At 41.7% G+C, this 21,967-nt stretch carries 17 protein-coding genes and 1 tRNA gene; 4 read left to right on the top strand and 14 right to left on the bottom strand.

Features of this window, described 5'->3' with window-relative positions; all coding sequences use genetic code 11:
* The 6 genes from FWF39_RS08745 to FWF39_RS08720 form a co-directional block, all read right to left on the bottom strand.
* Positions 1–3,261: hypothetical protein (locus tag FWF39_RS08745; RefSeq protein WP_343383056.1), on the bottom strand; the 3,261-nt coding region annotated here is incomplete at its 3' end.
* Positions 3,262–3,965: 704 nt separating this feature from the next.
* The gene (locus FWF39_RS08740; protein WP_343383055.1) at positions 3,966–5,084 is read right to left on the bottom strand and encodes a DegT/DnrJ/EryC1/StrS family aminotransferase; all 1,119 of its coding nucleotides are present in this window, start codon (positions 5,082–5,084) and stop codon (positions 3,966–3,968) included.
* Between the two features lie 202 nt (positions 5,085–5,286).
* Positions 5,287–6,423, bottom strand: coding sequence for a DegT/DnrJ/EryC1/StrS family aminotransferase (locus tag FWF39_RS08735; RefSeq protein WP_343383054.1), 1,137 nt, complete (start codon positions 6,421–6,423; stop codon positions 5,287–5,289).
* A 193-nt stretch (positions 6,424–6,616) separates the two neighbouring features.
* Positions 6,617–6,694: transfer RNA gene (locus FWF39_RS08730), tRNA-Asp, on the bottom strand.
* A 477-nt stretch (positions 6,695–7,171) separates the two neighbouring features.
* Positions 7,172–7,960, bottom strand: a complete 789-nt coding sequence (locus tag FWF39_RS08725) for a polysaccharide deacetylase family protein (protein ID WP_343383053.1) — start codon at positions 7,958–7,960, stop codon at positions 7,172–7,174.
* A 50-nt stretch (positions 7,961–8,010) separates the two neighbouring features.
* On the bottom strand, positions 8,011–9,171 hold the full coding sequence (locus tag FWF39_RS08720; protein WP_343383052.1) for a glycosyltransferase: 1,161 nt from the start codon (positions 9,169–9,171) through the stop codon (positions 8,011–8,013).
* A gap of 942 nt (positions 9,172–10,113) precedes the next feature.
* Here FWF39_RS08720 and FWF39_RS08715 point away from each other — a divergent pair.
* Positions 10,114–11,946: a hypothetical protein gene (locus tag FWF39_RS08715; protein ID WP_343383051.1), complete on the top strand. Its 1,833-nt coding sequence runs from the start codon at positions 10,114–10,116 to the stop codon at positions 11,944–11,946.
* A 39-nt stretch (positions 11,947–11,985) separates the two neighbouring features.
* On the opposite strand, the gene FWF39_RS08710 is transcribed toward FWF39_RS08715, so the two are convergent.
* The 3 genes from FWF39_RS08710 to FWF39_RS08700 all read right to left on the bottom strand — a co-directional run bounded on the left by FWF39_RS08710 (position 11,986) and on the right by FWF39_RS08700 (position 14,148).
* Entirely contained in the window at positions 11,986–13,026 is a 1,041-nt protein-coding gene (locus FWF39_RS08710; protein WP_343383057.1) for an ATP-binding protein, read from the bottom strand.
* Between the two features lie 72 nt (positions 13,027–13,098).
* Positions 13,099–13,596, bottom strand: coding sequence for a pyridoxamine 5'-phosphate oxidase family protein (locus tag FWF39_RS08705; protein WP_343383050.1), 498 nt, complete (start codon positions 13,594–13,596; stop codon positions 13,099–13,101).
* Between the two features lie 42 nt (positions 13,597–13,638).
* Positions 13,639–14,148: a hypothetical protein gene (locus FWF39_RS08700; protein WP_343383049.1), complete on the bottom strand. Its 510-nt coding sequence runs from the start codon at positions 14,146–14,148 to the stop codon at positions 13,639–13,641.
* A 195-nt stretch (positions 14,149–14,343) separates the two neighbouring features.
* Here FWF39_RS08700 and FWF39_RS08695 point away from each other — a divergent pair, with 195 nt between their 5' ends.
* Positions 14,344–15,057: a PT domain-containing protein gene (locus tag FWF39_RS08695; RefSeq protein ID WP_343383048.1), complete on the top strand. Its 714-nt coding sequence runs from the start codon at positions 14,344–14,346 to the stop codon at positions 15,055–15,057.
* On the opposite strand, the gene endA is transcribed toward FWF39_RS08695, so the two are convergent.
* The 3 genes from endA to FWF39_RS08680 form a co-directional block, all read right to left on the bottom strand.
* A complete protein-coding gene (endA, locus tag FWF39_RS08690; protein ID WP_343383047.1) occupies positions 15,058–15,609 on the bottom strand; it encodes a tRNA-intron lyase in 552 nt (183 codons plus the stop codon). It lies immediately after the preceding gene.
* A gap of 8 nt (positions 15,610–15,617) precedes the next feature.
* The gene (gene mtnA / locus FWF39_RS08685) at positions 15,618–16,640 is read right to left on the bottom strand and encodes an S-methyl-5-thioribose-1-phosphate isomerase (protein WP_343383046.1); all 1,023 of its coding nucleotides are present in this window, start codon (positions 16,638–16,640) and stop codon (positions 15,618–15,620) included.
* Between the two features lie 82 nt (positions 16,641–16,722).
* The gene (locus FWF39_RS08680; RefSeq protein WP_343383045.1) at positions 16,723–17,472 is read right to left on the bottom strand and encodes a phosphoribosyltransferase family protein; all 750 of its coding nucleotides are present in this window, start codon (positions 17,470–17,472) and stop codon (positions 16,723–16,725) included.
* Between the two features lie 247 nt (positions 17,473–17,719).
* Between FWF39_RS08680 and FWF39_RS08675 the strand changes: the two genes are divergently transcribed.
* Both FWF39_RS08675 and FWF39_RS08670 read left to right on the top strand, forming a co-directional pair.
* Positions 17,720–18,301 carry a hypothetical protein gene (locus tag FWF39_RS08675; protein WP_343383044.1) on the top strand — a complete coding sequence of 194 codons (582 nt, stop codon included), beginning with the start codon at positions 17,720–17,722 and terminating at the stop codon, positions 18,299–18,301.
* Positions 18,302–18,437: 136 nt separating this feature from the next.
* Positions 18,438–18,860: an Lsm family RNA-binding protein gene (locus FWF39_RS08670; protein ID WP_343383043.1), complete on the top strand. Its 423-nt coding sequence runs from the start codon at positions 18,438–18,440 to the stop codon at positions 18,858–18,860.
* Here FWF39_RS08670 and FWF39_RS08665 read toward each other — a convergent pair.
* Both FWF39_RS08665 and FWF39_RS08660 read right to left on the bottom strand, forming a co-directional pair.
* Complete coding sequence (locus FWF39_RS08665; protein ID WP_343383042.1) at positions 18,857–19,612, bottom strand: PAC2 family protein; 756 nt, start codon at positions 19,610–19,612, stop codon at positions 18,857–18,859. The two genes, FWF39_RS08670 and FWF39_RS08665, sit on opposite strands and share 4 nt — an antisense overlap.
* Positions 19,613–19,839: 227 nt before the next feature.
* Entirely contained in the window at positions 19,840–21,096 is a 1,257-nt protein-coding gene (locus tag FWF39_RS08660; protein ID WP_343383041.1) for a hypothetical protein, read from the bottom strand.
* Positions 21,097–21,967 lie beyond the last annotated feature (871 nt).

Genomic DNA, 21,967 nt, shown 5'->3' with positions numbered 1-21,967 from the left:
ATCATCGTCATCAGTTGGTGGAACAACAGTCTCATCATCGTCATCAGTTGGTGGAACAACAGTCTCATCATCGTCATCAGTTGGTGGAACAACAGTCTCATCATCGTCATCAGTTGGTGGAACTTCAACGATGTATGTGTTTGTTATTTTCACTGTTGAAGTTAGTGTGGGGTTTTCTTCGGTTACGTTTAGAACTTCCACTGTAACGCCATTGTTAGGATCAACTATAGCAACAGATGCACCGTTTACAACATATGAAACTGACCAGCCATCGTTGTTAATTTCCTCAACTGTGTATACACCAGGTTTAAGGCCGTCAAGTAGTACTGTAGGACCATTTATTACAACCTTAATGGTTTCACCGTTGGGGTAACTTGGACCAGTTATAACAACATCGAATGTAGCGCCAGCAAAAAGACCGTCAATGTTTTCATAGCTTAAGAAGTAGTCAGCATCTAATGAGACAGTTACTGCCTGTGTAAGATCCACTGTTGTTGTGAATGTAAATGGAACCTCATTTTCGTTAAATGTAAATACTTGGCTAACATCGTTGGCGTCTGTAATTGTCAAAGTTGCACTGTGGGGTAGCATCGCCATAGAGAAAGTTACAGTAAACTGGTTGTTTCCATTGTAAGTAATAGTCCATGGACCAGAGTATACTTGATTGCCTTTAATGATGTCAAATGTCCATTTAGCGCCATCAGTAATATCTGTGAGCTCAACAGTTAATCCGTTAACGCCTTTGTACATAATATAGTCGTTTGCTTTCTTGGTGATTTCAAGTCTGCCGGTGGGTACTAGATCGTTATAGAATGTATCAAAGATTATCATACGTGAGAATTCGTCTTCATCAACTGCAGTTACAATAAGGTAGCCCTCTGCATTTTTGTCACTGAGACGCAAGCCAGGGTATCCTCCGCTAGGGAGAGCCTCTTCAATCCAGTATTCGTCGCCAACTATGATAGCATTATCTCTAAAGATTGCAAGACCATCAGCGTTTGTTTGTACGTTTGCAAGGATCAGATCACCTTTAATTTTGTTACCGGTTGCATCAAGTACCACAGTATAAGCGTTAAATGTGAAAACATGTGTGCCGTCAGCAGGAAGGTATTCGCATTCGCGTTTCCCAGAATTGTATTCTTCATACATCTTGAGAATTGCAAATACACCAGGCTTTGCTTCGTTATCAAATGGAGGGGGTTCTGCCTTAAACAGTGGGACAATCAAAGGCTGTGCGGCATTTGCAGGTTGCTCATAACCTACTAGCCATAGGAACCCAAAGATTTCTCTGTCGTTGTCAACATTGCTAGAAACAGCTCCGTTGCTTATGTCAACTATGAGTTGCCAATTAATGTTGGGATATGTGGCACTGAAAGCACTGCTGAATTCAATAGAATCAAAGTAGTTACCGTTAGGTAAGCCAGCAAATATACCGTCATTAATAATGGTAGATATTACCAGTTGAGCCAAAACTCGTCCTTCATCAGTAGCTAAGTTGTACTCTGCGTCAATGTAATTCAACGCAAATACAATACGATCTTGCACTGCGTTGCTATAACGAGAAAGGAAGTCACCTTGTACATAGTACGTATTTCCATGAGAGAATATGGTCATATCTGCGCAATATGCGTCACCTATTATGACATTAGTATCAGCATTTTCTAGATTCCAGATGTCAAGTATAGTTGAGGGGACTTTGTTGGCACCGCTATAATAAGTTACACCACTATTAGAGACAATACTAGATTCAAGGCGGAATATAGTTCCCATGGGTGGGACAGAGTCAGCACTTGTAACGCCGTTTTCATATATATAGATGTATAGTGGTGAAGTAACGTCTTCAAAGATCTTGGCGGCTTTGCCTGAAAGCACCTCAACTACTGCATACCAACCGGTTTCTTTAGGAAGGTTATCAAAGATTATAGAACCGTTCGCATAAAGAGTACCAATAGCGACTACTGGATTACCGATATAGTCTGCGCCATCGGCATCTACCTTGTAAAGGTTAAAGCTTATGTCTGCAAGAAGTTCATCAACATTGCCAGAATAACCTTTAAGCCACATGGTAAATTCGAGGCCGTTAATAGTTTTTATTAAGCTAAAGCCACTAGCAGGAATATAGGTATTGTCAATTACTGGAATTGTGGGGTCGGCATACAATGGGACAAGCTGAGGCTGACATTTTGACAGCCCTTCTTCAGTAGTACCGTGTTTTTCGCATATCATGTAAACAAGTTTAACTATTCTGCCTTCACCAGTATAACCGTCTTCAACTGCTGTGAGTACGTCTAAAACAGCCGCACGTTCGACATCAGTTAGATTCGCGTCAGCAAATAGTTCTGAATCAACATCAATTGCGCCAAGTAATACCCATATGACTGTTTGAGTTATAACTCTTTTAGTTGCGGCATCAACATTATAGTTGTCTTCGATGTAGTTGAAAGCTGCAAGAAACTCGGTGATGTCACCAATTTCATCAGCAGGTACACCAACCATATAACCTGAACAATCAAGGCCATTATCGCCTGCAAACCTTTCAGAGCCAGCATGAGCACAGAAAGACGTATAAACTACGCCGGTGTCGTCATTTTTAACTCCGATGTAGAAAATGTTGCCATTAGCATCGAGATAGTCACCGTTTTGTCCATATTGCAAATTTTTGATAAATCGACTGTCAGGACCAGCAACGCCACCATCATAGCCATTGACAATGATGTATAGGGCATCCTCGTCAAAGTCATTTGCAGCATTAGTAAAGTCGCCAACGAAATGAACACAAATTGAGACTTCTTGTTCAAAGGTGTTTTGAGCGGTTGCGGTAGTGAATTTTTCAACTATGTCGTAGGTGCCTGCTTCAGTAACTGCAGGGTCAAATGTGATTATCCCTGTGACAGGATCAATTGTTCCAACTGCAATGCTTGAGCCACCATAAACAGTTACGTCATAGACTTCAAAGGTCATACCGGCAATCAGCTCATTAACATCGCCATTGAAGCTTTCGAGCCAATTTGCGAAGGGTTGGCCGTTCACGGTTTTTGTTACGGTTAACTCGCTTCCCCATAGTTCAAACATCTGAGGAGAAGTTACATCTGCTGGCGCACTTTGTGTTTGTGGCAAAATTGCCATGTAGCTAACAAAGAGTGACAGCACTAGTAAAGATATCAAACTTTTTTTGTAGCATCGTTTCATGTAGATTTTTTCTCCACAAGTTTCAGGGGTAGAGATGCTAATAAGCGTTTGCAGGCTTATTTCAAATATCAATATAATGCAGTAAATCTGCATTAACTATAAAAAACAATACTGATTTGGTACTCACGTCTCATGTCTGGTCTCATCACACAAAAAAACCCAGCAAATAATTTGCTCCCGACCCACAAACACCAACATTTTCAACACCACCAACAAAAATGAGAACACATGGAACCCTCCTGTAATCTAGCAACAACACAAACTAACCATCCGCCCATAAAAAACAACAATAAAAAACAGACACAAAACACCACACCAGCAAACTGAATTTAAACGCATAAACTGCCATCACCTCCACAAGAACCACAACCAAAACCGCAACACCCAAACCCCAAAACACCGCAAAAACACAACCACCAAAGAAACTGGGCACAAATAATTTCGCCCCAAAACTAAAATAGAGGCCAAGTCGTAGCGAAAACAGCCCACCACTCTTAGAGCACTATTATAAAGCAGGTTACAACACACTGACGGGTTAGCATCGAAACAGATGACACATTAGACTCATGGACAATCAAAAAAATCATTTTAAGAAACCGCCAACAACAATCTTGACAGGAATAGTTGTTTGTGATAATTTTTTGATTTAAGATGGGCAAGTTTACCGTAGTAACGTAAACGGTTAGGAAGTTGATGTTTAGCCATGTAAAACTGCTCACAACCATACTCAGCCTGATGACATTGGGTTCAAATAAGAGAGAAAAAAGTAGAGCGAATCAGCAGTCTATAGCTTTCTTTACGCTTGTGACCACTTGAGAAATATCTTGATCGGTTAGTGCTGTGTGCATGGGTAATGTTATAGTTCTTGTCAAAACGTCTTCTGCGTTTAGAAGAGATCTGTTCTTTGTTTCTGAGGCGTAAATAGTTTGCATGTGACAAGGTGGATAAAAGATTGTTCCGGTTTCTACTCTGTTGTTGAGGAGTTTTTTTTGAATTTCGGCTTTGTTAAATTTTGAGTTGAGAATTAGAGGATATTTATAATAGCTACATCGGTTGTCTTTTTTGACTTTAACCGTGTCAAGACCGTTTATTTGGTCAAAGGCTTCATTGTAGATGGCGGCAATTTGATTTCTTTTTGCTATGAATTCTTCGATGCGTCTCATCTGATAGATACCCAATATAGCCGCTATTTCTGGCAACAGCATGTGACGTCCAAGATTTACAAACTGAGTTTTTTCAGGACCTGAACCATAGTAACTGTATAGGCGTGCATAATCGGCTAATTGAGAATCGTTTGTTACAAGCATACCCCCTTCGCCGGTTGTAGCAACTTTTGTTGGGGTAAAAGCAAATATTGCGGCGTCGCCAAATGTGCCGATTTTCTGATCTGCTATTGCAGCACCCATTGCGTGGGTGGCGTCTTCTATTAAAAAGAGATGATTATTCTGGCAGAATTCTTGTATTTTGTTTAGTTCTGGGTGGGGAAACCCGGCGATATGTGTGAGGATAACTCCGCAGGTTTTGGCAGTTATTTTTTTGTAAAGATCGACAGGATTCATCGATAGAGTTTCTTTTTTTATATCAGCAAAGACAACTTGGCCGCCAGCGTAGAGTACGCTATTTGGAATCGATATGAAGCTGTTGGTTGACACGATCACTTCACGATCTTTTATTTTATAGTATTGTAGCACCGTTTCCAATGCACTTGAATCGGAATCCAGAGATAACGCATATTTAATTCCCAAATAGTCCGATACAATTTTTTCAAAGGTTTTTAGGTTTTTACCGTTTCTTAGTTTACCTTCTTCTAAGACTAGTCCTAGATCTGAGAGGATCGCGTTGATGTCTTCTTTGGGAAAGAAGGGACGAGAAGATCGAATAAGTTCTTGAGACATATTTTACACCTTAATAACATAGTTTACCAAGAATCTGGAATTTCCATCAAGAAAACTGATTCAACAGATTCCATCAATGAACAGTTTGAAAACTTTGAGATATAGTAGATTACAATGATTTTTACCAAATTTAAATCGATCTAGTTCGGAACCACAAATAGAAATCCAAGAACATTTACCGCTTTTGCTTAGATGTTTGTCGCTACTTTCCATCTGATACTCTCGATATACAAGTATTCAACGAATCAACTACATAATCAATGGTTTCAACTGTTATACCCAAATGAATAGGCAAACATAGAACGTCTTTGAGCACCGTTTCTGAAACAGGCAAATTGCCTTCACAGGTGTTAAAATTTGCCATATACCAAGGATGAAGATGGCAGGGAGGATAGTATATACTGCCGGTGTCGATTCCAAAGTCTTTTTTTAGGGCCAAAGCGACTTTGCCCTTGTCTATACCGTTGAGTTTTAGGGAATATTTATAGTAGCTGTGACATATGTTGACGGGTGTCTGAAATAGTGATACATATGGATTTTTTGCTAAAGCGTGATTGTAGCGTTTGGCGATTTCATTGCGTTTCTCTACAAACCTATCCAAGTTTGCCAACTGATATTTGCCAATGATTGCAGTTATTTCGCTCATACACCAATTATCACCAAGCATAACCATAATCCGATCAGAGTTGAGACCATGATCACGCATTTTTTGGGCAACAACAGCCAACTCGGAATTGTTAGATGTGATCATTCCACCTTGACCAGTTGTCATTACTTTAGTAGGATAAAACGAAAACGCGCCGCCATCACAGAGATTACCCGCTTTTTTTGTATCAATAACTGCACCATGAGCATGAGCCGCATCCTCGATTAAAAATAAACCGTTGCTATGGCACAATTCTCTTAATTCATTGATTTCGGGACATATTAACCCTGCAATATGAACAGCTATAACGCCAACGGTTTTAGGCGTAATCCTTCTTTTCACATCCTCAGGATCAATACACAGAGTTGTGGCGTTTATATCCGCAAAAACAGGTACACCACCACAAAATAACACTGAAGTAGGAGTTGCAACAAAAGTATTAGTTGGAATAATAACCTCTTTGCCTTCAATACCAAAAAATCTAAGCATAATCTCAAGAGCCGCTGTCCCCGAATTTACCGCCACAGCATATCTAGATTGGATGTATTGGGCAAATTGATTTTCAAAACTCTTCACATGCAACCCATCTGTCAGCATACCACTTTTTAAAACAGATTTAATTTCAGCTACAATACCAACTATACTTTCTTCATCAAAAAATGGTGCAGCAGAAAAAACTTGTCTCTGATTCAACAATTATACCTCCAACAATAAGGGGCTGTTATTACCACGATGCGCCCCCGTGCAAAAAGAATAGTAAACAACTAGATTAGAGACGTATTCCACATAAAGTTACCGATAAATGGGAGATAAAAACTTAAAAAACAACCACAAACCCCAGTCGTTGCCATACATAAAATAATATAAAACACCGAAAACAGAAAGATGGCGCCCAGGCCGGGATTCGGACCCGGGTCCTGCGGGCGACAGCCGCATATACTAGACCGAACTATACTACCTGGGCAAGCAATCTTAAGCAGATGGCTCGAGCGCCGCAACAATACACAACTATTTAACTAATTAACCTTTCTCGACTTAAAGCCCCAACTTGCAGGAACTAAACCATTTTGACTGAGGACAACAGCACAATTAACTACTCACTTAACACATGAAAGGGGCAAACAAATAGTTTCCAGACAGCCCCCCCAACAAAGACATAGTGAAAATCAAAAATAAGCAAGGGTGTGGGGTGGTGACAATGGCGCAAACACGGCACTTCATTAGCAACGTACCTTTGATGTTAAAAAAATAGCTTGGTTATTAGAGGCCATCAGAGGGTAGAAAGCAGGCACAGGTACATAGGTTGGATCCCAGGATTTTTCCAGCAGTATTGAGAATATAAAAAGCTATATGCTGTTTTGCAAAGTGTTTGTTTTTGTGAGTATGAACTTGGAAATGCTGAGGCATTGTTACACATAATAAGCGATATTTAATATTTGAGTCAAATGTTTTCGTTAACAACAACAGAGGTAAAGAGTTGGTTTAGAGTTTGGGTGGTAAAGTTGTTGTCATAGAGATATTGCATCTGGGCAACGAAGTCCTCTGTTATGACTGAAGTATCGGCTGAACTATCACTTATATGGTGGTAGTAGAGAATAACTATAGTAGAGCCGTTGGCTTGATTCACGTAACGTGTAAACAGATCCATAGTAGTGGACTTTTCTATGCTATAAGCTGGTAACGTATAGGGATTGAGAGATTGGCTCATATTGAGGGGGGCATGATCTATACTGCGTGCTATGCAATAGTATTGTTGTACTAAATTTTCTATGTTTGAGTCGCCGGCACCTTTCCCTTCAGGGTAGACAAACAGAGGTGTGTTGATGCCATGTTCTAAGAGATCTTGTTTGCTTTTGGACAACTGATATTCAATTGATGTTGCATCTAGGGTATCTAGGGTAAAATGGTCTACAGTGTGGCTTCCAATTACATGACCTTGATTGTGCAATGTTTGGATTTGCTTCCAGCTCATGTATTCGGGCACTTTATCGGGGTATGCGGTGATTATGCTAAATGCCGCTTTGAAACCATACTCATCAAGTATGGGAAGTGCATTGGTATATTGGTTTAGCCATCCATCATCAAAAACGATGCAGACTACTCGTTGTTCGTTTTGGGGCACATTGGGTTGGTAGAGATAGGTCTCATAGCTAAACGTTTGCAAGTTGGCAGGTGATGATTGCAGGGGTTCATATGTCAACAACGCCACGGTAAGTAGGCTAATCAACATAACAAACAACAAGAGTTTTTTGTCTATAGAGCCGGTGTTGCCTGACATGGTTAACGTGTCCCCCAAATACCGCCTTTCCAAAGGGTAAACCAGCCGTATAGGTAAGCAAAGGAAATAAAAGAGGGCCCCAAAAAGAAAACAAGACGATAGAGGATATCTGTAAACGAGTAATAGGGCACCAATAATTTGGTGGCAAGGGCAATGAACACCGAAACCAACGTAAGATCTGTGAGGTAGATAAGGAGCGCTGGGAAATTACCTGTCAAAAGTAAACCTGCCACAAATAGCATAATTGAAAAGGGTGCAACAAACGTTACAAACGAGCTTAAGTAGAAAATAGTTTTCTGCAAGAAATTTCGTTTATAGAAGAATTTTGCGGCAAACACCTCACCACGGAAATAACCTCGACCCCAACGCACCTGCTGTGTTAGAAATTTCTTAAAGTTTTGGGGCGCAATCGTGTAAGCCAAAGCAGTGGATTGGAAAACTGATTTGCCCCCAAGACGCAACATCAAATTTGTCATTTGACGATCGTCACTTGACTCAAAGGAGCACCCAAAAAAGTTGTCGTTCACCCACTCATTAACGACGAGTTTGACTTGATCTTTGCGATAAGCTGCCAATACACCTGAGCAACAGGTAACCATATCAAATACGCTCTCAGCACCTTTACGAATTCTAAAGGATTCAGCATACCACAGTTTTTGGAACCGCACCAGCAGAGCATTAACATTTTTTTCAGATTCATTAACAACAACACCGTTACCAGCGACTGCGTAGACTTTTGGATCATTGAAGGGCTGTACTAGCATTTTTATGGTATCGGGCTTAACGATTGTATCACTGTCTATAAAAACAAAAATTTCACCAGTACATTGCTTGAACCCTTCTGCCATTGCATAACGTTTGCCACTATTTTTATCAAGAGAAATCACTTTGAAATTAAAGTTATGTTCAATACGCTTTTTGTTAATTACCTCTAAGGAGTTGTCTTTGCTTTTATCGTCAACAACAACCAGTTCAAACTTATCTTTGGGATAATCAGAGCTAAGGATCGAATCTATAGTATTGCATATAGCATCCCCTTCATTGTACACAGGAACAATAACACTTACGCTAGGTCGATAACCACTGTCAGGTACGGGTTTATACAAAAACGCAACTACGTAACTAAAAAGCACAAGCGGCGTAACAACCAAACCATAAATCATAAACACCCAGTATGCCCAATGCCATCCAAACAGATTTACCCTAGTTAAATACAGAAGAGACAGAGATACAACAGTAAGATAAACAAGTACACAACATAAGAGAGTATGTTTACTAATACGATACATGATAATCACTCCTGTGAGAAAAAAAGGAATTGCCCCATTCAGGGGTAGGAAAAGTTTTGGCGATAAATGAGAAATTTTTCTGTGTTAGTTTTGCCATGCAGTTGATGACAGGGATTGGATACTGAACTATCAACAACTCAAAGTTACCCAGATCTATGATGACATATAACGTGCGAGTTTCCTCCCTGCTAAAGCCCTTCAGGCCATCAGGCCATTGTAAAAATAAAAAACTAATTTCTACAGCGGATTATTACGCTTACAGCAACACAATTTAAAAATTACCTTGCGAACTATAGGCAAATTTATTTAATTCTGCTCTTTCAAATTTTTCATGAATACATAACACAATTACAATAACTAATCAAATGAAAAATATACAATTCAACACCATACAGATGATTAAAACATCAAAGTTACACCTAATTATTATCGCAAGCATCGAAAAAATCACTACAACGTCAAACATATGAAGATAAATAATTTATGCGACGATTATGCAAGGGCTTTTTTGGTAAAGCGATTTTAAATTATAAAAATTTTTGGAATTAATCAAGTTAGCGATTTTATGCAAGGTTACATCGTTTCTTCCCACAACTAACGGAGCAGATGTAGAGACTAAAATCCTAAAAGAAAGAAGTATACATAAAAAATTTGCGTTCATGCATACGGTGACAAAAATTTCACGTTGCACTTTTATATGTTGAGAGATATCTAATTGAAAGGGAGGTTGTTAAGGTTAGGGTTAACACCACTGGAGCAGCTGTTTTAGAGAAGTATTGGCTCTCGATAGTGTTTTTACTTCTGTCGGTTACTTTGGTGGTTCCAAGTTATTTTGCGGTTTTTGCGGCGTTAGTTTTTACTTTTCTTGTGCCCGGTTTAATTGGCTATCGTTTCTTTGACTTAAAATCCTATGAAATCTGGGCGTTTGTACCAATTTTTAGTGTGCTTGTATCAGTAGGGATGATTTATTATCTTTCACTGGCCCTGGGTTATTCGCATTGGACAATTCTTGTATGTTTTCTGATTTTAACCAGCATCTATACTGCATTAGTTTACAAAAAAGGAGAACCACTTAAACCTAAAAGTCTTCCAAAGTTGGCTCAGATAAAGAAGGGAACACTGCTACTCTTTGGAGCGGTTTTTTTGATTTCGCTTGCGGTTCTCTGTTTTAGTGTTTGGAGGGGCAACGACTATGGTATAGTTATGACTGGCTCAAATTGGCAAGATACCCCTTTTCACTATGAAATCATTGAAAGTCTCAATCAGGGTAATTTTCCTCCGCAAACCCCCAACTATATCGGCACCCCGTTAACTTACCATTATTTTGTGGATTTCCACACAGCCATTGTTGAGAAAACGTATGGTTTTCTGCCGACGCTTTTGCCGGTATTAAATGCGGTGTTTATTGGTATTTTTGCGGTAGCAGTTTATGCTTTGGCTCGGTTTTATAGCAGACGAGCCGCAATTATCGCGGTGGTTTTGGGGGTTTTTGGCTGGGGGTTGAGTTATGTGGGGCTCTTTTCAGCTCTATTTAGTGGTACTTTTAATCCGTATCAGAATTACATCTATCAGTTTGGGGATCTGTTTGGGTTGCCCTCGATATTTGATAATTTGCTTCAGCAAAGACCCTTGCTTATGGGGTTGCCGGTTTTTGCGTTGGTTTTGGCTTTGCTTAGAGATATGAGCAACCAAAACCGGCTTTTGCTTGCGGGTATTCTTACGGGTTTGGTGTTTTCGTTTCATAATGTGGCGTTTTTCTGTTGTTATATGGCGTTTGCGGCGGCAGTTATTTTAAATATGCGCAAACTTAACTTTGGGTGGTTGTATTTTTTGGTGCCCAGTGTTTTTGCTTTGCCCTTTATTTTTGCGGGGGGTCCAGCCATATCTGTTAGTTTTAGTGCGGCGTTTATTGTGGATTTTGCGCATAATCCGTTGATTTATTATTTTCTTAATTTGGGCATACCCTTTATTTTGGCGCTTGTTTCATTTATCAAGCCGGGTCATGAGTATCTCAAGTTGACACTGCTTGCGCTATTTTTAATTCCAAACATATTGCTTCTGACGCCGTGGGTTTGGGATATGTACAAGTTTTTCATGTTTGCTTGGATTCCTATTGTTGTATTGAGTGGTATTGTGTTATCGAAATTACGGTTTAAGGGTTCTCGAGTTGTTGTTTTGGTGTTGGTTTTGCTCTCAATCATTACTTCAGCAAGTGTTATAATCTACAATGTTAACACCGAGTTTACTGCGGTGAGTTGGAGTGAGTATCAATTAGGTATGTGGGTTAGAGATAATACTCCAGAGAACTCTGTTTTTCTGACGCATTATAGTATTCAGTGTCCTCCGTCTATAATTGCGGGGCGTTTGAGGGTTTCATCGTATGTTTATTGGCCCTATGGGCATGGGGAACCACTAAGTGAGGTTCAGGCTCGGGAAAAGATGATTGATGAGGCCTACACGGGGTCGGAGAGTCAGCTTGCGGCGGCTGTGCGGGAGTATAGCGTGGATTATGTTTATGTTGGCAGAGATGAGCAACGAAACTATGCTGGCTGTGCAGAGAGATTTGATAGGGTTGATTGGTTGACTCGGGTTTATTCAGAAGATGGGCTCTACATTTATCAGGTAAACACCATAAAAATGGAGACTTAGAGAACCAGTCATTCATCAAACGTTTTGTTTGGTTGGTTGTTAGGTTTGTTGGTTGAATGGTTTTCTTTTTAGTAGTTCGGTCATTATTGGGTCGGTTATTTCGTAGCGGCCATCTTGGGGTCTTTTTTCGATATAATTTAGTCTTTGGAGCATATCTAGGTGTTTTGAGAGTGCGGAATTTGTTGATTGTCCAGCTGTAGAGAGGAGTTCAGTGAAGCTTTTGCTTCCTGATGAGAGTGCGGTTAAAAGTTTTAGATGCATTTGCCAGCCGCGGGCGAGTTTGCCGATGCTATTGGTTTCGTCACTAACGATTTTTAGGGCTTCACCTAAGGTTTTGTTTACTGCGTCAGTATAGTTGGAGGGGTTGGCTGTGTAGTAGTAACCAAACATGGTTAGCCATCCTGGAAGTCCGTCTAGGAGCTCAACGGTTTTGACCAGCAGGTCGGTGTCTAGGGAGAGGTTGTTTTGTTCGAGGCCTTTTTTGAGAAAATTCATGCTAACAGATGGATGCCATTTTTTGACGTCTATTTGCATTGTTGGTCGTCCAAATAGGGGGGATTTGTTGTTGGGTTCAAGTATGGATTTTAAAACGCCTACTGCTGAGCCGGTAATTATAGGGGTTACTGTTTCGTAGTGGTAGTCGTAGAGGTGGGCCAGCATCATAAGCAGGGTGCGTTGGTCACTAAACCATTGGGCTTCATCTAGCAGGAGGACGGTTTTTTTTCTTCCGTTTAGCAGGTTGTCGAGGTTTTTTTTAAGTGCTTGTTTGGAATAGCTGGCGCCTAGAGAAATAAAGGGCATGTTTGGGACAGTTATGTTGCCGGTGATTTGGAAGTTTGAGTTATGGGTTAGGGCTTGGAGTAGGTTATCAGCAAAATTGGCGTTTTCTCGGGCGTCAAGGATTATTGATGGATAGCCGGCTTGTTTGATGGCACATTTAGCTAAGGAGGTTTTGCCTACTCTTCGGGGACCGATGAGTATGGTCCAGCGTTTTTCTTGTATGTATTTTACCAAGTCGGCAAGTTCTTTTTCTCTGGAAAAGAGGAGTTTGGGGTCGTGTTTTGGGGGTGTATCAAACAGAGACGTAGTATCACCTGATACTTAGTATCACATGATACTTAGTATCACATGATACTTAAATTTTTAGATCACCTAACGCAGGGTTAAGTCTGGCGGCATCAAGTATTTTTTGCCCGACATGGAGGTGAGATCTATTCTGCCTATGACGAGTTTAAGGAGTTTTTCAGGTTTGACCTTGGCCAATTTTTCTTTAGGGGTTTGGGAGCTTTGATATACAATGGTTTGCAGGGCATGCCATTTTTCGGCCAAATCAGTGATAAGAAAGAGGTTACCGCTGAAATGAACAGATGTGTAGGCATAATCACAGTCATCAGTGACGCCATAATCAAGCAACGCTTGACCCCAAACCAAGGGGTTAGCTTGGGCATATACCAATTTTTTGCCTTCGGGAGCACAGTGGAAATAGAGACAGTTTTTAGCTTCATCGTAACCATGGCTCAGTGACACAAGGTAGGGTTCGTTGTTAAGGGCTAGGGCAATGGTGATGTAGTTTGTTGTTTTGAGGACTTGACGCATTTCATCGGGGTTAGTGATTTCTCGGTCTTTTCGGCGAACATGGAAAGATGACATACCAAAAAATAGCGCTTAGAAAATATTAAAGTTACAGGTTACTTAGCTATCAAGGAAAACGGCTCTGAGTTTTGTTCCAACATATTCAACGATGTCAGGGGTAAAAATTGAGAGGGAAGCTAAAACAAAGTTTAGCGGGTACACAAAAGGATATTCAAAGAGGTTACCGCCATAGGAACCTATGATGTTTTGAAGGTTTCCCCACCATTGGAAAAGGGTCCACACCGTTACCCATAGCAGAGCGCCTGCTAAGCGCCAGAGATGTTTTTCTTTGGTGTTTTGGGGTGGTCCTTTGAGGTTTCTAAGAAAAATTTCGCCGGCAATTGCACCTGCGGCGCCTGGGAAAAAGGCATTGACTAAAATTTTTTCGACTAGATTGCCTGGAACCCAGTGGCCTATCCAAGGCGTTTCAAAAAGACCCAGCACTGGGAGGACCACGCTACCGCTTATGAGCCGAGTCAGAACAGGGATGAGATAAATAATGGCTCCGCCGAGTTGCCAAACCCAAAACCGTCTCGAACGTAAAGTGGCAACAATGGCATGCCAGAACATGATAGAGAATAATGTGGGAGAGTTTAAAAATTTTTCAACTTGTTGCTTGCTTGTTGGGGTGGTTTCTAAACCTGTAGAAAAGAGACTATAATATGAGCGGTTTCCAAAGTTTTTTAAGGCAATACTGTATAATACATAGTGTTAGAAGCGCTCGATAGATTATTGAGCACAGCTGACAGTTGAGTAGTGAATAAAATGAAAACTAAGTTTTTGGCAGGTTTAATTGTTTTTGTTCTTTTTATCTTAATCATACCTCTAATGGTACAAGCTCAAGATTCGTCTGAGCCAACACCTACCGAGGAACCCGAACCAACCGAGGAACCCACGCAAACCCCCGAACCCACCGAAAAACCCACAAACACACCCGAACCCACCGAAAAACCCACAAACACACCCGAACCCACCGAAAAGCCGCAGCCTACCGCTTCAAGCACACGCCGTCCAACCCCTACACCTAATAACAATCAAGTGAGCAATTGGATTTTAATCGAAATCGCTACAGGTGCAGTTGTGTTTTTTGTTGCGGGTTTTTTGGGATTTATGTTCGTTAGAAAACGCGGTCCAAACGAAAAAAAACTACGACGCCTACCTTCAGGTGAATTCAATGCTTGGGTGCTCAAACGCTTATCAGGCAGATCAGCTTCAGCGATGGATACATCGGGCGGCATTGATGGCTATACTTCGTCAGGTTATCCGCTCTCCATCAAGCAATCAGACATCGTGGGCATGAACGCCATTGATCTTTTTGCGGCTTCAATAGCAAGAAGCAAAGCTCGAAGCGGAGTCATTGTAGCATTTGGCTTTAGTGATGATGCCATACGGGGCAAAGTCCGAGCTAGACGTGGAGGACTGGATATACAGATGTTAACTATACAGGAATTACTTGACAGCAAACAGCTTAGTGTTTAGCTATACGGGGGTGTGCATTTCACCCACGGTATAGTAAACGATTTCGCCCCGTCGGTTCATGACTGCTAAAATCAACTCTTTTTTTTGGCTCTGGGTTTTTTGTAATGCATCCGCCAGCAGATTGATGGGAAGGGGTTGACCTTCTTGCATACCCAAAATCAAGTAAGGGGCAGTATCTTTGCCGTAGGTTCCTCGGTCGTAGATACGGAAATCTATACCGCCAAATCCTTCACGTACCACATAACCTCGGCTTCGCAGATCCCGGTAGATGAGGTAGTTAACCCAGACGTTTTCGTCTTGAGCCTTGCAACAGTGCAGAAGGGTTTGAAAATCGATAACGGTGCCGGTTTGGTCTTTGGTTTCAAGTAGACCTTTGTCTTGGAGATAGAGAGCTTCAAAGAAGGCTAATGTAAAAATTTTGCCTTCTAGGGTGCCGTAGCCGCGGCTGGTTAGCTGGTCAATGCTACTTTGTTCAGTTACTGTAACTCCTTTTTGGGTTAGGATGCCGTTTGTTTTGAATTCGGCGGGGGGTGATTTTTTGGGTTCACTCATAGAGATACCTACGGGTCAGGTTTTTTGGTTCTAAATGTTTGGTAGTCTTGGGGGTAGTAGATTTGGGTTTCACAGATTATAGCTGAGACATATTTGAGGGGTGTGGCATCAAATGCGGGGTTGTAGACGTCTATGTTGTTGGGGGCTGTTTGTTGGCAACCTACGTGGGTGACTTCATTTGGGTTGCGTTCTTCGATAGTTATATCGTCTGCTTTGGAGGTGAGGTCAAAGGTTGATTTAGGGGCAGCTACATAGAAGGGTATGTTGTGTTCGTGTGCAAGCACTGCAACGCCATAGGTTCCGATTTTGTTGAAAACTGCGTCTTGTACGATGCGATCTGCACCTACGATAACTTTGTTGACTAGGCCTTTTTTCATGATGTGGGCGGCCATGTTGTCGGTGATTAGGGTGACAGGGATGCCGTCGCGTTTGAGTTCATAGACGGTGAGGCGTGCGCCTTGGAGCAGAGGACGGGTTTCATCAGCGATGACTTTGATTTTTTTGCCTGCCTCCCATGCGGCTCGAATAACGCCCAATGCGGTGCCGTATTCAACGGTTGCAAGTTCACCGGCATTGCAGTGTGTGAGAATTGTGTCGCCATCATCTATGAGTACTGAACCGTTTTTACCGATTGCACGGTTTTGGGCGGCGTCTTCATCAGCGATAAGTTGGGCTTCTAAGATAGTGGCGGCTTTAAGTTCTTCGAGGGTTCCTGGGGTTGATTTGACTTTGTTGAGCACTCGATCCACACCCCAAAACAGGTTCACAGCTGTGGGTCTTTGCTGTTTAATTACCATACCGGCCTCTTCAAGCTCAGTTATTAGCTGGGTAGGAGTTTTTGCTTGGGAATTGTATGCGGCGAGGGCCAAGCCAAAGCCTGCGGCGGCACCCAATAGGGGAGCGCCTCGGATGCGAAGAGTTTTGATGGCCTCAGCCATCTGCTCAACGGTTTTGATTTCTAAGGTGACTTCTTGGAGGGGTAACTGAGTTTGATCCGGAGTAAGTACGGTACCGTTTTGCCATTTAATCATACGCATAGGGGTTCCTCGGTGAACGTAAACGTAGGTGTATGTTGATGGTTAAACGTTTCTGTGACCTTAAAAATGAAGCCCCTTAGGAGCTGTCAAATGGGGATTTGAGGTGGGTAACAACTTCCACCGGTGAGTCTTCGCCGCTTTTGAGGCGCTTTTTCCATTCTTCACCCACAGCTATAAGGGAGAATATGCCTGAGACTTCGGCCTTGGATTTTTTAACCAAGTTAACCAGTGCCTCTTGGGTTTCTCCGCTCTTGATCATATCATCCACTACAAGTACGCTGTCACGTTTTTTGATGGATTCTTTTGGTATGTAGAGGGTGACCGTTACTCCGCTGTCACGTCCCAATATGTAGGTTTCTTCAAGAAATACTTTTACGCCGACTTCTTTGTTGCGTTTTGCTACAATTAAATTGACACCCAGGGCGTTGGCAACCATTGTTGCTAGGGGTATGCCATCGGTGGCCGCAGTTAAGATTTTTGTGACACGCTTACCAGCAAAATTTGCAAGCGCATGATTAGCAGCTTGCTGGAGAATATTGTAATCACCAACAATTTCGGTGTTATCAAAGTAGCCAAGGCTATCAAATTTGATTCTACTGCGAAGCTCAGCCTCTAACCCAACCAGTTTGGTAAGTACACGCCAGAGTTGTTTGGCGCGGGGGGTATTTGGCAAAACATGTCCCTTGGCATAGCGGCTCAGCACCGTAACAGGTAAACCGGTTTTGGTAGCTAACTCGCGATAGGTGATATTTCGCTTGTATTTAGCGGTACGAAGGAGTTCAATGGTCATTAATCGTAATTTGAGATCTTCTGCGTGAGTGCTCATTCCCTTACCCTAATATACATTTATGCGTCAATTATTTATAATGCTTTTGATAATTCGCGAGTAAGGATTTATAATTTCCCGTTAAAGCCACCCCAAACAACTAACAAAACAACCAACACCACAAACAAACAATCACAAACTCTTAGTCAGCGCTTATAGGGCTTAGCTAACCGGAAGATTTGGTAAATCCAACATACTAGTTTTTTAAACGGAATCACAATGTCATACTACCTCGGGGGCACAAAGAATGCAAAGGCTACAACGTCTGTTCATCATCGCTTTATTTGGCACCATTATTTTTGTCGCAAACATCTTTTTGCCGCCACCGTTTAATTATCTTATGATGGTTGTCCAAGCAGTATTCTTGGCTCTAAGTGCCCTTTTTGTAAAGAAAACAGGCGCCATGTACGCTGGTGCAGTAGGCGGGTTACTCACAGCATTACTCAGCGGCGCCTCACTTGGCCCCTTTACGTTCTTCTTTAGCTTTCTGTTTGGAGTCTTTGTAGATCTGTTCATAGTTATATTTAGAATTAAAGGCTCACGCAACGGCGTCAATCAAAACCGCCTCATTGCGGCCATGGCATTTAGCACGCTTATGATTGCTGTTTCAAGCTACGCCGCCTTTGCTCTCCTACCGCAGTCCTTCAACCTCCAACAAATCGCCTTTGTCAGCCTCTTTGTGCAACCAAGCAGAGCACTAACAGCAATGGTACTGTTTATGGGTCCCGCAACAGGAGCAGTGGCAGGTTATGCAACATCTTATCTGTGGAACAAATACTTACGCCACATAAGCATCGAAGGCGAATTTAGCCGCAACAGACAAGTTTAGAGCAGCAAACAGCTGTCCAAAAAAGAGGGGCGGGCATAGTACAACTTTTACTATTTGGGTTAAATTTGGACGGGCGAATAAATCAAAGATAAATACTTGGACGCAATCTCATGTAACATTTAAGGAGAAAAATAAATTGTCTGTAGCGCAAAGAAAATACTTCACCGAAGTGGCAGCGTTAGCAGATAAAACCGTCGCAGTTGTCACCACAACCGGGAAAACCTTCAGCGGAACCCTAGTCGGCATAAATCCCGACAGTCTAAGCCTTACACTTGCAGATGCAAAAGATGAATCAGGTAAATCCCTCAATCGATTGGTCCTAAACGGCGCAAACGTGATGTCTATAGCCAGTACAGAGAAACCCTTTGACCTCAAATCGCTCTCCGGCAGGCTTGAAAAAGTTTTCCCAACCATGGTTAAACTCTATGAAGACCAAGGTTTTATCTGGGTCATGGATAAAGTGAAATTAACCGAAAAAGGCGTTGTGGAAGGCGCAGGTCCCGCTGCGGAACGCGTGCAAAAAGTTTACACGCAATTCATAAGCGAAGCTAAAGCCTAAATAAACCAACGTAGTTGCTGCTCTTCCTTTTTCTTTTCTTCTGTCATGCTCCGAATTATCCCAAAAGATTCCAACATTTCTTTAATTTTCGCACCACTCGCATCTATCTCGGATAAATCAATCGTCAAACCAAGGTATTTGTTCAAAGTTATCAGAGCGTAGCGAGCCGCATTCACATCAGGATCCATTCCAGGCGTATCCACCAAAAGCGAAAACCCCTTAAAATCACGAATTCTTGCCAGCCCAATCGAGAGACCAGCAATACCAAACACATGACCCACCATGACTTTAGTGCCTAAATCCAGGGTAGCCTGCATAGTCTCCAAATCCGTAGCAGTGCTATAAATTTGAGGTACAGGATGAGCTTCATCTTTTTTAAAGCCCCCAATAGAAACCACAAACTTACAACCTAACTCTGCACATATATCGAGCACTTTTCCAACAAGCTCATACTGACCAATCGTAGTAAGTGCCTGAGTATTCCCATACCAAATAATAAGATCAGGCCCAGTATCGCCGCCGCATTTAGCATAGTAGAGCTCATTTATCGGCGAACGCGTACCACCATCAGGAGTGGTGATAGCAAAATCTTGAAAAGATGAAGAAAATATCTGAGCAAACTTAACTGCTTTATGCTCATTTATAAGGTGCAAAGCAGCAATGTTGGCAACAAAACCGATGCCAGGTAAACCTTCAATGAGGATAGGATTATTTAGCTTGGGTTTCTCAGATATGTCAATTGAGCAGACCATAATTGTGCCTTCTGAGGGTATAAGCAAAACATTATGATATAAGGATGACTAATTGACAAGTACTCCAAGACAGTTTATTTTGAGCGCTATATATCAAAAGTTGACACTATCAAAAATTCAAATTATTCAGAGGCCTAATTGACCGTTGCAACTAACCAGCACCAAACCAAGCAGTGGATAGGAATTAGAAGAGTGTTGATCTTCTATCGCAGTATCGTCAACTAAGGTTATGCAATTTGAATTTTTTTATCCAGTGCCGCGTATACATTTTTTTCGATTGCACGTTTTAATCCGCTGAGTTTATCCATTGTGTCTTGATATGAGTTAGCTTTGACAACTTCATGGGTTTCTACGCTTGTTTTACGTGCTCTAAACTGATTTAGTTGTTCTTGGTATTGGGCGAGGTTGCGGTTGATTTCATCTAGATCCGATGATGCCAACAAATAATCACGCTTTGTTGCCATCTCTTTGCAACGTATCTGTAGATTATCCAAGGCGTTTTTGTATAAAAATTCATTGACTGACTGTTCAGCCTTACGGGCTTTATCGGGTTTAAGCTTAAGAGTATCCTTAGTTACCATACCCGCGAGTTTTTCGAGGATTTCTTTGAGCATAGGATAACCCTGCGGTTCTTGTACCAGTGCATCAAAGGGTGTATCTAGGTACTGGTTGATTTTGGTGAGTTCACCAGGAGTTATGCCGCCTCCGCCGCCTGAAGTAGCCATTGCCTGCATCTTGATGAATGGTTTTTGGAGATGGCGCAAGTCATTTCGCAGTTCGTTGGTCAGGTTCTCTATTTCTATATTTATCAAGTTTAGTTTATCGATTGGACCACTGCTTTTGAGATTGGAGATTTTCTGTTCGATATCTGAGATTTCCTGTTCCAGAGGCACCCGTTCGTCTCGGATTTTGTCACGGTCTTCTTGGAGTGTGAGAAGCTGCTTTTCTATACTCTGAAGCTCATCTATCTTGAGGATGGCTTCTTCGAGTGTTTTGGTCTTCACGTATTCTTTGGTTACATATTCATTTAGCGTGTTGAAAACCTGCCGAGCTTTTTCATAGACCGCTAAGAATTTTCTGCGGTCCATAATAAAGAACGGCGAGATACGTGGGAACCAGTTCTTTAGGTCTATGTCGGTTACGTAGAAGACTTTGTAAATTTCCTGCACATAACCATGCATGGTGTCATAGGAAATCTGCTCGGGGGGGATAATTTTTTTTAAGCGCTCTATGAAGAGACGGCTGAGTTTGTTTAGAGCCCGGGCACGATTGTAGAGTTTCATGTTATGCCGTTCGATTTCTTTGTTGCTGACATCAAAGAGCTGTTTGCTTACGTCTGCGACCATCTGGAGGGCAAGGTTCATTTCGTCGCGTAGCTTTTTGGCTTGCGCTTGCACAGGAACTAGGGCAGCATTGGTTTTGTCTTCCAGCCATCGCTTAGCCTCATTAGACGAAGCGAACTGGGCGATTGCTTCAGTCAACATACTTCACATAGTGTATTTTGTGCAGTTGGGGTTTATGTAGTTAATCCCAAATCACTGAAAAATTTATCCACACAGTCATCCATAAGTGGTAGGTTTTCTAAAAATATGCGCTCCAACTCGGTTTATATGGAGTCTTTTTATAAATACAAATTTTTAATCGGTTTGTTCTGAAAAGGGCAATGAAATAGTGTGAGAGGGGAGAGGAACCAAACGAAAGGGGAAGGTTGGTTTAATCCCCACCCCTCTCACAGCAGCCATAGCCGAGTTTAGCCTTTATAAGGCTTAGTCCCAAACCGTAACCCATCTGGGGGGATGAGACAGATGCGATTGCTTCAAAGCAAGCATCAATCAGAACAATATCACCAAAATATGATTTTCATGTACCAAACAACACGTTTTATACAAAATAAAACACACAACACCAAGCCAAAAAACCAATATTGACACACATCAGGTTTGAACAGCACAAAAAAAGCGGCGGAGCCACAAAATACACATTTTAACCACACACCACACAAAGATACGTTGAAGTGATTGTGGAATTTTGCAGAGCCTAACCCCGACAACGGCTTTTATGTTCTTTCGTCAACTAACTCCCTAGCGCCTTTGAAGCGCCCGAGTTTATAGCTACATATAAAGAATAGATCCAGCGCTTAAACCCTACCTTCATCTAATAGAGGAAGCTTATGAATTAACTTTCATCATTATTGCCAGTATAAACAGCAAAACAATTCAAGTTTACATTCATAATTTGAGAGTGTTCACTTATAGATAATTTTATGTGATGCTGTACATATATCGCCAAACAAGGTTAGTTCGTATGGTGCATTGCAAAAAATGTTTGTCTGAAAAAGTCGCCAAGGGCGGGTTT

Origin of the sequence: Candidatus Bathycorpusculum sp. (assembly GCF_009778815.1) — an archaeon.
Lineage (GTDB): Archaea > Thermoproteota > Bathyarchaeia > Bathyarchaeales > Bathycorpusculaceae > Bathycorpusculum > Bathycorpusculum hydrogenotrophicum.
Note: the sequence above shows the minus strand (reverse complement) of the source record. Positions and strands in the feature narration are given on the sequence as shown.